Source organism: Aestuariibaculum scopimerae (assembly GCF_059428085.1).
The window spans coordinates 2,887,262-2,899,214 of record NZ_CM182089.1 but is presented as its reverse complement, the minus strand read 5'-3'; the positions used below and the strand labels follow the sequence as shown (position 1 = coordinate 2,899,214).

The window sequence follows — 11,953 nt, the reverse complement described above, 5'->3', positions numbered from 1 at the left end:
ATTAAAAAATTAAAGAATTACATTATAGCGCGCCTTAACCTCTAAACCTAATTTGCCACCTCGCTAATAAACTTAATACGGTACAAACGAAGTTCCTCATCATCATAGTCGCCATCAAATTCCTCTATAGCAGTTGCAATACTATCGGTTGTAGATTCCATAAAATAATCGTGGATCTCTTCTTGCTGATCTTCGTCTAATATCTCATCAATCCAATAATCAATATTCAATTTAGTACCCGAATAAACAATGGCCTCCATTTCTTTAATAAATTCATCCATGGCCATACCTTTTGACGAAGCAATGTCATCTAAAGGCAATTTTCTGTCTATATTTTGAATAATGTACAATTTATTAGTTGAATTGGTACCAGTAGATTTCACTACCAAGTCATCTGGACGGATAATATCATGCTCTTCAACATATTGTGCAATAAGCGCTATAAAATCTTTTCCATATTTCTTGGCCTTACCATCGCCAACACCATGCACATTAGCAAGTTCTGCCATAGTAATAGGATATTTTAGTGCCATATCTTCTAAAGAAGGATCTTGAAAAATAACAAATGGTGGCACGCCTAATTTCTTAGCATTTCTTTTGCGTAAATCCTTAAGCATGTTCATTAGTCGTTCATCTGCTACGGCGCCACCTGCTTTTGTTGCCGTTACAATAGTACCATCTTCTTCACTATCAAAAACATGGTCTTCAGTCATCATAAAAGATTCTGGGTTCTTTATAAAGTCACGGCCCTTATCAACCAATTTAATAACCCCATAGGTCTCAATATCTTTTCTTAAATACCCAGCAACCAAAACCTGTCTTAACAATGCCATCCAATACTTCTTGTCTTTGTCCTTGCCTTTACCAAAAAAGGCCTGCTCGTTGGTTTTATGGGAATTAATTAGAGCATTCTCCTTACCTGTAATCACGCACACTAAATCTTTAGACTTGTACTTTTCGTTAGTATTAGCTATAGTTTCCAATAACAATTTAACATCATCTTTAGCTTCGTGTTTCTTTTTGGGATGTCTAACATTGTCATCCATATCACCACCTTCACCCGTTTCATTGTCAAATTCCTCACCAAAATAATGTAAAATAAACTTGCGCCTAGAAATAGAAGTTTCAGCAAAGGCTACAACCTCTTGCAACAAGGCCTGTCCAATTTCTTGTTCTGCAACAGGCTTACCAGACATAAATTTCTCTAGCTTTTCAATATCTTTGTAAGCGTAAAAAGCCAAACAATGGCCTTCACCACCATCACGCCCTGCCCTACCCGTTTCTTGGTAGTAACTCTCAATACTTTTAGGAATATCATGATGAATAACAAACCTAACATCGGGTTTATCGATTCCCATACCAAAAGCTATAGTAGCAACCACCACATCTACATCTTCCATTAAAAACTGATCTTGGTAACTAGACCTAGACTTGGCATCCAAACCCGCATGATAAGGCACTGCTTTGATGCCATTTACCTGCAATACTTGAGCCAACTCTTCCACACGTTTTCTACTTAAACAATATACAATACCCGATTTACCAGGTTTCTGTTTAATAAAACGAATAATATCAGCATCAACATTCTTTGTTTTTGGGCGTACTTCGTAATACAAGTTAGCACGGTTAAAAGAGGCTTTAAATGTTTTGGCACCACTTATACCTAAATTTTTTATAATATCTTCCTGTACTTTTGGTGTGGCAGTAGCCGTAAGTCCAATAATGGGAATAGCATCCCCTATCCGGCTTATAATGTGTTTTAAATTTCGATACTCTGGCCTAAAATCATGGCCCCATTCGCTAATACAGTGTGCCTCGTCAATAGCCATGAAAGATATTTTTACCGACCGTAAAAACTCTACATGCTCTTCCTTGGTTAATGATTCTGGCGCCACATACAATAGCTTGGTAACACCATTTACAATGTCTTCCTTTACACGCTTTACTTCTGTTTTGTTTAATGAAGAGTTTAATACATGCGCTACGCCTTCTTCATTAGAAACACCCCGTATGGCATCTACTTGATTTTTCATTAAAGCTATTAAAGGCGACACAACAATGGCCGTTCCTTCTTGCATTAAAGCTGGTAATTGATAACAAAGTGATTTTCCACCACCTGTAGGCATAATAACGAACGTATGATTTCCTGATAAAATACTTTCTACAACATCTTCTTGAAGACCTTTAAATTTGCTAAATCCAAAATACTTTTTAAGTGCAGATTGTATATCACTTTTTGCTATTAACATGAATCTTTTAAGATTTATTAAACTAAATAAAAATACATTATATCTATAAAAAGTCCTATAAACTAATTTAATAATGTATTGAGAGAACCCTCGTGTTTTTTCGTTAGTTTTGTAACGAAAATCGAAATTACAATAATTTTGATTTACTTTAAAGATAATAATTTCTTTAAAAGCATCAACCAAAAAAAATGATAAATTTTGAATCGTAATAATTCAATTATTGATTTAGCCAAGCAAACCATAGAAACGGAAAGTAAGGCTATTTTAAATTTAGCCAGTCTTGTAGACAGTGATTTTGCTAAAGCAGTAGAGCTCATTTTTAACGCCAAGGGGCGTGTTATCATTACGGGCATTGGTAAAAGTGCCATTATAGCCAATAAAATAGTGGCTACATTAAATTCTACTGGAACACCTGCTATTTTTATGCACGCTGCCGATGCCATTCATGGCGATTTAGGGTTAATCCTTAAAGACGATGTAGTTATATGCATATCTAAAAGTGGAAACACACCAGAAATTAAAGTGCTTGTCCCGCTTATTAAGAGAGCCAAAAACAAAATGATAGCCATTACGGGCAATAAAGAATCCTTTTTGGGGCAACATGCCGATTATATATTAAACGCCTATGTTGAAAAAGAAGTTTGCCCTAACAACCTAGCACCTACAACTAGTACAACCGCCCAATTGGTAATTGGAGATGCTCTAGCCGTTTGCCTACTGGAATTACGTGGTTTTTCAAGTAACGATTTTGCCAAATACCACCCTGGAGGCGCCTTAGGTAAAAAACTATATTTACGGGTTCAAGATATCTCTTCAGTAAACCAAAAACCAAAAGTAACTGCCAACACCAGCATTAAGGATGTCATCATTGAAATTACAGAAAAAATGCTAGGAGTTACCGCAGTAATTGAAAACAATAAAATTATTGGTATCATTACAGATGGCGACTTACGTAGAATGTTGACCAAAGTAGAAGATTTCACCACATTGACCGCAAAGGATATTATGAGTAGCAATCCTAAACGTATTAATGCCAATAAAATGGCAATAGATGCACTTGAGATTATGGAAGCCAATGATATTTCCCAATTACTGGTTGAAGAACACGGCAATTATGCAGGTGTTGTACATTTACATGATTTAATAAAAGAAGGTATTATCTAATGGCAAAAAAGAATATTAATGAGATGTCTTTTTTAGACCATCTAGAAGATCTACGGTGGCACTTAATTAGAATATGCCTGGCTGTAATTATAACAGCATCACTGGTATTTATCTTTAGTCGATTTGTTTTTGACGATATTATTTTTGCACCCCTCAATATGAATTTCCCAACCTATGAGTTCTTGTGCAGCATGGGAAAACTTGTTGGGGTAGACACATCTTTTTGTAATGATAAAATACCACTCATACTACAAAACAGAACTATGGCAGGACAATTCTCTGCAGATATCTGGACAGCCATTCTGGGAGGGTTTATAATCTCTTTCCCATATGTTATTTATCAGCTGTGGAAATTCATAAGCCCAGGACTTCACGAAAATGAGCGTAAACACTCTAGGGGGTTCATTGTAATTTGCTCAACATTATTCTTTTTAGGTGCTTTATTTGGGTACTACATTATAACACCGTTATCAATCAATTTCTTGGCCAATTATAGCATTTCTTCCAAAGTAGACAATCAAATAGACATCAGTTCTTTTATTGGCTTGGTACGATCGTCTGTTTTAGCCTCTGGTTTAATTTTCGAGTTGCCCATAGTTATTTATTTCCTAACAAAAATAGGATTGGTTACACCAGAATTTCTCAAAAAATACAGAAAGTATGCATTGGTAATCGTATTGATACTCTCGGCCATCATCACACCCCCAGATATTGCCAGTCAAGTTATCGTGGCCATACCAATATTAATACTCTATCAAGTTAGTATCTACATATCCAAAATAGTAGTTAAAAATCAAAAAAGACAACAGTCTAAAGCCCTTAGTAAACAATAAGTAATAAACAATTAATAGATGTCCGATTTAGTTACCCAATTTAACGACTACCGTTCTAGAATGAATGAGAAAATATTGGCTGATAACAATAAAGTTATAAAGCGTATCTTCAATCTAGATACCAATGCTTATGCCAAAGGAGCTCTAGATGTTAAGACTAAAGAACTTTTGGGCTTGGTCGCCTCTACGGTATTGCGTTGCGACGATTGCATTAAATACCACATGGAAACCAGTCACAAACTGGGGCTTACAAAAGATGAAGTGGTAGAAGCCTTAAGTATTGCCACATTGGTAGGTGGTACCATAGTAATTCCACATTTGCGTAAAGCCTACGAATTTTGGGATGCTCTAGAACAACAAGGTTAAACAAAATATAAATCTGCTACAATAGTGTATATGAATTTACTATTTTTACCGTTTAGTAAATAAAATATGATTTTAAAAGCCCAAAACTTAATGAAGTCCTATAGTGGACGAAAAGTTGTAAAGGATGTGTCTTTACAAGTTGAACAAGGAGAAATTGTTGGACTTTTAGGACCCAACGGTGCTGGAAAAACAACATCATTTTATATGATTGTTGGATTAATAAAACCTAATGGTGGTCATATTTTTTTAGACAACACCGAAATTACCAAATACCCCATGTACAAACGGGCACAAAACGGTATTGGTTATTTGGCACAAGAAGCATCTGTATTTAGAAAATTGAGTATTGAAGACAATATTCTAAGTGTATTGCAACTTACCAAGCTTAGCAAAAAAGAGCAGCACCATAAAATGGAATCGCTCATCGAAGAGTTTGGTTTGGGGCATATTCGTAAAAACAGAGGAGACTTACTATCAGGAGGTGAAAGAAGACGTACCGAAATTGCTCGTGCACTGGCAACCGACCCAAGTTTTATCCTATTGGATGAACCATTTGCAGGAGTAGACCCCGTTGCCGTAGAAGACATTCAGCGCATTGTTGCACAGCTTACCAAAAAAAACATCGGTATCCTAATTACCGACCATAACGTTCAAGAAACCCTAGCCATTACAGATAGAACCTATTTAATGTTTGAAGGAAGCATTTTAAAGGCTGGAGAACCCGAAGAACTGGCAAACGACGATATGGTACGTAAAGTATATCTTGGACAAAATTTCGAGCTTCGTAAAAAGAAAATAAGAGACTAATTTGTGGCCGTCATAGTCACAGTCTAAGCATTAGTTACTAGTTATTAGCTTTGGGTAAGCAATATATTAAACAACCGCTTGCCCCCTTCAAAAACCAACAAGGCTAAAAAACCAACCAGCAGCCCCACCAAAAACTCTTGCAACAGGGCCGGTAGGACATCTAAAAAATGATGCAAAAAACCAATGTTGTGAACAAAAATACCACCAGCAACCAAAATCAAAGCAATAGTACCCAAAATAGACAAGCCTTTAATGACCCAAGGAAGTGCTCGCACTAAAAAATGGCCTATAGTTTTAAACAAACCATTCTTATCACCACTTCTCTTAATAAGTTTATACCCCATATCATCCATCCGCACAATTAGCGCCACAATACCATATACCCCAATAGTGGCAATAATCGCAACAATAGAGACCACCAATATTTGAAACAAAATAGGGTTTCCAATAACAGTGCCTAAAGCAATGATAACAATTTCTATAGACAGAATGAAATCCGTAAATATGGCCGATTTAATTTTCTGTTTCTCAACCTCCAAAATAGCTTCCGTATCCGTAACAGCCTCAACAGGGTCCACTTCACCATGCTTTTGGGGCACAAAAAACTCATATATTTTCTCAGCACCCTCAAAAGCTAAATATACACCACCTAAAACCAATAGTATGGTAACAGCAATAGGTAAAAAAGCACTCAGTAAAAACGCAATGGGTAAAATAATGAGCTTGTTAATAAAAGAACCTTTTGTTATGGCCCACAATACTGGTATTTCACGTGAGGACACAAAACCAGTAGCTTTTTCTGCATTTACAGCTAAATCATCCCCTAAAATGCCAGCAGTTTTTTTAGTAGTTATTTTACTCATAACAACTACATCATCCATAAGTGATGCAATATCATCCAATAATGCAAAAAATCCTGAAGCCATATGTTAATAGGTACTTTGGGTTAAGGGTATTTAGTGGTTAAATTATTCAATAAAGACATTAAAATGTAAATCACTATAATCATAGGAATAGCTGCAAATTGTAACACAATTAAAAGCACAATACTAAGAATTATAAAAATATACCGGGTACTATTGGCCTTAAAACCCCAATCTTTAAATTTTAAGGCAAATAGCTTAATACTAGAATTTAAAAGGTAACAGCTTAACAGTGTTAAACTAATTAAAAACCATTTATTTACAATAATAGCATTAATTAAATCACTATGCTGAAATTCTAAAATTAAGGGTAACGAAATAATTAAAAGTGAATTAGCAGGCGTTGGCAAACCTTTAAAATACAATTGTTGGTCTTCATCTATATTAAATTTAGCCAAGCGATAGGCCGAACCCAGCGTAATTAAAAACCCCAAGAACGGTAATGGGTGCAACCCAAAATTTGCAGTACCCCAGTTCATAATTACAGGAACAGGAACAGTCAATGCCAATAGTTTAAACATAAAAATACCAGGAACAACACCACTTGTTACCATATCGGCCAAAGAGTCCAACTGCACACCCAAATCACTTTGAACCTGTAGTTTCCTAGCAGCAAACCCATCAAAAAAATCAAAAAATATCCCCAAAAACACAAACAAGGAGGCTGTAACAAAATCATTGCTAAACACAAATACAATAGCAATGCACCCACAAAAAAGATTCAATAACGTTAACGTATTAGGAATATATCGCTTCATATTTGGTATTTTAGAGACGTAAAAATAACAAACAATTTTCGTCTAAAAACAATATCCTATATAATTTAGAAGTTTACAGGTTTAGAAATTATGTGCATCTTTGTAAAAAAATTGCGATTGAGACCATATAGCATTGCATTGTTTTTAATATTAAGCACCACACTATTTAGCCAAACCGCTAGAAAATATTCTAACGAGTTTATGAATATTGGCGTCGATGCTGCTGCTTTGGGTATGAGCAGTGCCGTAACATCACACTCTGCCGATGTAAACTCAGGGTACTGGAATCCTGCTGGTTTATTAAAGATTGAAGACAATCAATTAGCATTAATGCACTCCAGCTACTTTGCCAATATAGCAAACTACGATTATGCCGCTTATGCCATGCCACTAGATGACAGAAGTGCTGTCGGCATATCATTGATACGCTTTGCGGTTGATGACATTTTAAATACCACACAGCTTATTGACGAACAGGGCAATATTAATTACGATAGAATTAGCCTGTTCTCCACTGCCGATTACGGACTCACATTCTCTTATGCCCGTTCCCTTCCAGTAGAAGGGCTTAATTATGGTGCTAATGCCAAAGTCATTAGACGTGTTATTGGCGATTTCGCCTCATCTTGGGGGTTCGGACTCGATCTAGGAGTACAATTTGAAACGACCAACAATTGGAAGTTTGGTGTCATGGTGCGCGATATTACTACTACCTTCAACGCTTGGGCCATCGATGAAGAAGAATTTGCCAAAGTACAGAATGCTATTGACGGACAAAACCAAGAATTACCAGAAACTACCGAGATAACCCTGCCAAAATTACAAATTGGTGTTTCAAAACTCATAACGTTCCATTACGACTATACGCTTTTAACAGCCGTTAACTTAAACCTTAGGTTTGAAGAAAACAACGATATCATTTCATCATCATTCGTAAGCATAAATCCTGCATTGGGTTTTGAGTTTGGATACATTGATATGGTTTATTTACGGGCAGGTGTAGGCAACTTTCAAAATGAATTACAAATAGACAATACCGAACAACTTAGCTTTCAGCCCAGTTTTGGGGTTGGTTTTAAATATAATGGTATTCAAATTGACTATGCATTTACCGATATAGGCGATCAAAGTGTCGCACTATACTCCAATGTGTTTTCATTAAAACTTGATTTTAGTATCTTTAGATAATGAAGAAAATAATCTTTTTTATAGCCTTCGCCCTAGTTGTTAAAATAGCAAACGCCCAAAAAAACAACTTATCAGAACAAGCAGAAATAAGCGTTCTTACCATTGGTCCAGGTGCGTCATTAAACGATTCCTTCGGCCATAGCGCGTTTCGGGTAAAAGACCCCATAAAAGGTACCGATTTAGTATTTAACTACGGTGTTTATGATTTCCAAACTCCAAATTTCTATACCAAATTTGCACAAGGTAGGCTCAACTATTTAATAGGCCTTAATTACTACGAAGATTTTTTTGAAAGCTACGTATCCCAAAACAGGACCATCAAAGAGCAAGTCTTAAACCTGTCGCATGCCGAAAAACAAAAACTGTTCAATTACCTCCTAAACAACATCAAGCCAGAAAACCGTGCTTATCTTTATGATTTTTTTTATAACAACTGTGCTACCAAAATAAAAGATGTTACCAATATAGCTGTAAACAACAATATTGTATTTAATACCCCCAAAGACTTTAAAAATGAAACCTTTAGAACCCTTATACAAAACAATCTCAACAAAAACTCTTGGGGAAGTTTGGGTATAGATATTGCTTTGGGTTCCGTTATCGATAAAAAAGCAACACCTAAAGAACATATGTTCTTACCAGAAAACATTTACTTGTTTTTCAAAAATGCTACCATACAAACCTCACAACAGCCACTTGTAAAGGCCAACCGTATACTATATGAAAAAATAGAGACTCCAAAACCCAATACATTTTTTAGTAGCCCACTATTTATTTTTAGCCTAATAAGCTTACTTATTGTTTTAATAACCTATTCAGACTATAAAAAAGAAAAACAAAGCAAATGGTTAGATATCATGCTATTTTCTATCACAGGAATCATTGGCGTGTTTATTCTGCTACTTTGGTTTGCAACAGACCATAAAGGTACCCACCAAAACTACAACCTACTATGGGCCTTTGTGCTTAACATTTTGGTTATAGGTCAACTAGTTAAAAAACAAGTAAGTCCTTGGTTTATTAAATATCTAAAGTTCTTAATGATTATGCTATGCCTTATGGTCTTCCATTGGGTATTGGGTGTTCAGGTTTTCGCCATAAGCCTAATCCCCTTTTTAATAGCCTTAAGTATTAGGTATATTTATCTAATCAATTACTATAAAAGAATATAGCGAATAGCCTAACAATCCCTACTGCCCCCTAAAAAATATCATCGTACTCAACGTCTTCACTAAAATATTAGCATCCAGCAAAAAACTGCGGTGCTTAATATAATACAAATCATATTGTAACTTTAACAAACTATCATCAAAAGACGTCCCATACCGCGTTTTTACTTGCGCCCATCCTGTTAGCCCTGGTTTCACAATGTGCCTGGTTTCATAAAAAGGCAAAGTTTTTGATAATTCATTTACAAAAAAAGGCCGTTCAGGACGCGGACCAATCAAACTCATATCTCCTTTTAAAACATTGATAAACTGGGGCACTTCATCCAATCTAGAATGCCTCAAAAACTTACCAAAAGGAGTTGTTCTAGTATCATTTTTTTGGGCCCAAACAGCTCCAGATGCCTCAGCATTGATAATCATCGTCCGGTACTTAATAATTTTAAAAACCTGACCATTCTTACCTATTCGCTCCTGTATGTAAAGCAAAGGCCCTCGGTTACCCAATATATTTCCCAATAAAATAATAGGCAAGAAAACAATACCCAATAAAATACCAACAATAGAAATTCCCAAATCAAATACCCGTCTAAAAAACAAATACAATTTATTTTGGTTATTTCTACTAAAAGGGAAATACTTGTAAAAATCCTTGCCTACAAATTGCACAGGCACCCTATAAGTCATTTCTTCATAAACTTGGGTATACTCTTTTATAGGAACACCTCTTTCCAGTAAAGCAATAAGGGTTTGATAGATCTTAGGAGTGATGGTTTCAGAATGATAACTAGCAACAACAATTTCAGAAATACTTTCTTCCTTAATAATAGTTTCTATCATATCAGGATGATATTCGTCAACACCATTAATAGGGTTTTTAAGAAAGTTTTCAACTTCACAATTAACAAACCCAACAATCTTATAATTAGGGTCGGCACTCTTAAACGCCTCCAAAATAGTTTTAATATTCGAGGTTTCACCCACCAATAACACCTTTTTATAAAAACGGGGCGATACAATAAACGTCACATAAATCAGCCGCCATAAAAATAAAGCAACAAGAATAGAAAAATAAAAATAGACTATTTGTAGCCTATTATCAGGTAAAACAGGCGTTAATATGGGTGTTAAAAAATAAAACAACACCGTTGTAGACACCGTAAAAACAATACTGGTAGCTATCTTATCAAGTTTACTTGACTTCTGTAAATCATAAAGCTCAAAAATGGTCCCAAATAAGGTTATGTAAATAATTAGCACAAAAACCCAGCTCCAATTTTCTTGGGTAATAGTAAAATAATTAAAAGCAAAAGTATTGCTCACAAAGTATAAAATCAGTAATATCGATAAGATATCAAAAGACCGCAACAATACTTTACGCTCAGATATATTGAAATTTATACCCTTTTTAGACATGGGTTAGAACTTGTTTTGAGAGATGATAAATATAGCAAGTTAATTTAACATAGCCACTATTTACTGTAATATAGACTGCCATTGGCATCTTACCTGCCTCCAATCATACCCTTCTGCCTTTTTTCTGGCCTCCAAAACCATATAATCGGCATACTCAGGGTGAACCTGTATTTCCTTAATAGCTTCAACAAATCCATCCACACGATTAGGAGCTACCAAAATCCCATCTTGCTTGTCATCTATCAAATAAGGCATCCCGCCAACAGCAGTAGATACAACCAGTAAACCCAAGGCCATAGCCTCAATAACACTTACAGGCATATTATCAAAGTTTGTGGTATTAATAAATACATTGTGATTTTTTGATAATGCAACCCATTGCTGTTTAGACAATTTTCCTGTAAAAGTCACCTTAACTTTCAAATCATTGCAATATTGTTTAGCATGTGCCAACGAATTATCTTTATCAGGCCCTACCATAGTAAGCGAAACATCCATACCTAAATCCTGTAAAGCCTTTAGAATGTCAATAGCCAATAACGGATTGTATATTTTAGAAAAAGAACGCACCCAAAGCAAGTTAATAGTCTTATAATCCCTTTTTATAAAAGGATAATTCTCAAGTACAATTGCATTGGGAATAGTAACCACATTTTGGTAGCCAAGGTTCTTAAAAACAGATTGGGTATATTCTGAAGGTGCTACATTCTTAAAAGCATGTTTAAAAATTGCAGCGCTCAACATCGGATGGTTTTGTATCCGGTTTGGTAAATTACCACCGTGCAAAATAGGAATGTAACGTAGTTTAAGCAATCGGCATAACTGACTAGCCATAAAGGCATAATAAAAATTCAAAGTACTATACGTGTCAATAAGCACATAGTCAACACGTTTACTGTAATACAGCACAGCATAAGCCATATCAAAAAAACGTAACATTTTATTACGCTTAGCAGAAGCATAAAAAACCCTAAAACCCTCCTGCTCTAAAAGCGGTCCCAAAATATCAATAGACGAAACCGTCGTTTGCCTATTGTTCAATTTGTTTCCTATGTAAAGGAGTCTTTTCATTAATTAACTTCT

The 11,953-nt window shown here is 35.4% G+C and carries 11 protein-coding genes; 6 read left to right on the top strand and 5 right to left on the bottom strand.

Features of this window, described 5'->3' with window-relative positions:
• Positions 1 to 47: 47 nt before the first annotated feature.
• Positions 48 to 2,249, bottom strand: coding sequence for a RecQ family ATP-dependent DNA helicase (locus AC5SR4_RS12600; RefSeq protein WP_495356611.1), 2,202 nt, complete (start codon positions 2,247 to 2,249; stop codon positions 48 to 50).
• A gap of 198 nt (positions 2,250 to 2,447) precedes the next feature.
• Between AC5SR4_RS12600 and AC5SR4_RS12595 the strand changes: the two genes are divergently transcribed.
• From AC5SR4_RS12595 to lptB, 4 genes are all read left to right on the top strand, one after another.
• A complete protein-coding gene (locus AC5SR4_RS12595) occupies positions 2,448 to 3,413 on the top strand; it encodes a KpsF/GutQ family sugar-phosphate isomerase (protein WP_495356610.1) in 966 nt (321 codons plus the stop codon).
• Positions 3,413 to 4,246: a twin-arginine translocase subunit TatC gene (gene tatC / locus AC5SR4_RS12590; RefSeq protein ID WP_495356608.1), complete on the top strand. Its 834-nt coding sequence runs from the start codon at positions 3,413 to 3,415 to the stop codon at positions 4,244 to 4,246. Before AC5SR4_RS12595 ends, tatC begins: the two co-directional genes overlap by 1 nt.
• Positions 4,247 to 4,264: 18 nt before the next feature.
• Positions 4,265 to 4,612 carry a carboxymuconolactone decarboxylase family protein gene (locus tag AC5SR4_RS12585; protein WP_495356606.1) on the top strand — a complete coding sequence of 116 codons (348 nt, stop codon included), beginning with the start codon at positions 4,265 to 4,267 and terminating at the stop codon, positions 4,610 to 4,612.
• A gap of 66 nt (positions 4,613 to 4,678) precedes the next feature.
• On the top strand, positions 4,679 to 5,419 hold the full coding sequence (gene lptB / locus AC5SR4_RS12580; protein ID WP_495356605.1) for an LPS export ABC transporter ATP-binding protein: 741 nt from the start codon (positions 4,679 to 4,681) through the stop codon (positions 5,417 to 5,419).
• Between the two features lie 44 nt (positions 5,420 to 5,463).
• Here lptB and AC5SR4_RS12575 read toward each other — a convergent pair whose 3' ends face one another.
• Positions 5,464 to 6,345: a DUF808 domain-containing protein gene (locus AC5SR4_RS12575; protein ID WP_495356603.1), complete on the bottom strand. Its 882-nt coding sequence runs from the start codon at positions 6,343 to 6,345 to the stop codon at positions 5,464 to 5,466.
• Positions 6,346 to 6,365: 20 nt separating this feature from the next.
• Positions 6,366 to 7,100 carry a CDP-alcohol phosphatidyltransferase family protein gene (locus tag AC5SR4_RS12570; protein WP_495356601.1) on the bottom strand — a complete coding sequence of 245 codons (735 nt, stop codon included), beginning with the start codon at positions 7,098 to 7,100 and terminating at the stop codon, positions 6,366 to 6,368.
• Between the two features lie 117 nt (positions 7,101 to 7,217).
• On the opposite strand from AC5SR4_RS12570, the gene AC5SR4_RS12565 reads away from it, so the two are divergent.
• Positions 7,218 to 8,288, top strand: a complete 1,071-nt coding sequence (locus AC5SR4_RS12565) for a putative type IX sorting system protein PorV2 (protein WP_495356599.1) — start codon at positions 7,218 to 7,220, stop codon at positions 8,286 to 8,288.
• Positions 8,288 to 9,460 (top strand): lipoprotein N-acyltransferase Lnb domain-containing protein, encoded by a 1,173-nt coding sequence (locus tag AC5SR4_RS12560; RefSeq protein WP_495356598.1) that lies wholly within the window; start codon positions 8,288 to 8,290, stop codon positions 9,458 to 9,460. The genes AC5SR4_RS12565 and AC5SR4_RS12560 overlap by 1 nt, the downstream gene beginning before the upstream one ends.
• An 18-nt stretch (positions 9,461 to 9,478) precedes the next feature.
• Here the strand turns inward: AC5SR4_RS12560 and AC5SR4_RS12555 are convergent, their stop codons facing one another.
• Both AC5SR4_RS12555 and AC5SR4_RS12550 read right to left on the bottom strand, forming a co-directional pair.
• Positions 9,479 to 10,870, bottom strand: coding sequence for a sugar transferase (locus AC5SR4_RS12555; protein WP_495356597.1), 1,392 nt, complete (start codon positions 10,868 to 10,870; stop codon positions 9,479 to 9,481).
• 60 nt (positions 10,871 to 10,930) lie between these two features.
• Positions 10,931 to 11,941: a glycosyltransferase family 4 protein gene (locus AC5SR4_RS12550; RefSeq protein ID WP_495356596.1), complete on the bottom strand. Its 1,011-nt coding sequence runs from the start codon at positions 11,939 to 11,941 to the stop codon at positions 10,931 to 10,933.
• Between the last annotated feature and the right edge of the window lie 12 nt (positions 11,942 to 11,953).

What these genes read in the sequence shown, in the direction of transcription:
- AC5SR4_RS12555 (WP_495356597.1), bottom strand. Translation starts at nt 10,870, where the DNA reads ATGTCTAAAAAGGGTATAAATTTCAATATATCTGAGCGTAAAGTATTG.
- AC5SR4_RS12560 (WP_495356598.1), top strand. Translation starts at nt 8,288, where the DNA reads ATGAAGAAAATAATCTTTTTTATAGCCTTCGCCCTAGTTGTTAAAATA.
- AC5SR4_RS12585 (WP_495356606.1), top strand. Translation starts at nt 4,265, where the DNA reads ATGTCCGATTTAGTTACCCAATTTAACGACTACCGTTCTAGAATGAAT.
- AC5SR4_RS12550 (WP_495356596.1), bottom strand. Translation starts at nt 11,941, where the DNA reads ATGAAAAGACTCCTTTACATAGGAAACAAATTGAACAATAGGCAAACG.
- AC5SR4_RS12575 (WP_495356603.1), bottom strand. Translation starts at nt 6,345, where the DNA reads ATGGCTTCAGGATTTTTTGCATTATTGGATGATATTGCATCACTTATG.
- AC5SR4_RS12600 (WP_495356611.1), bottom strand. Translation starts at nt 2,249, where the DNA reads ATGTTAATAGCAAAAAGTGATATACAATCTGCACTTAAAAAGTATTTT.
- tatC (WP_495356608.1), top strand. Translation starts at nt 3,413, where the DNA reads ATGGCAAAAAAGAATATTAATGAGATGTCTTTTTTAGACCATCTAGAA.
- AC5SR4_RS12570 (WP_495356601.1), bottom strand. Translation starts at nt 7,100, where the DNA reads ATGAAGCGATATATTCCTAATACGTTAACGTTATTGAATCTTTTTTGT.
- lptB (WP_495356605.1), top strand. Translation starts at nt 4,679, where the DNA reads ATGATTTTAAAAGCCCAAAACTTAATGAAGTCCTATAGTGGACGAAAA.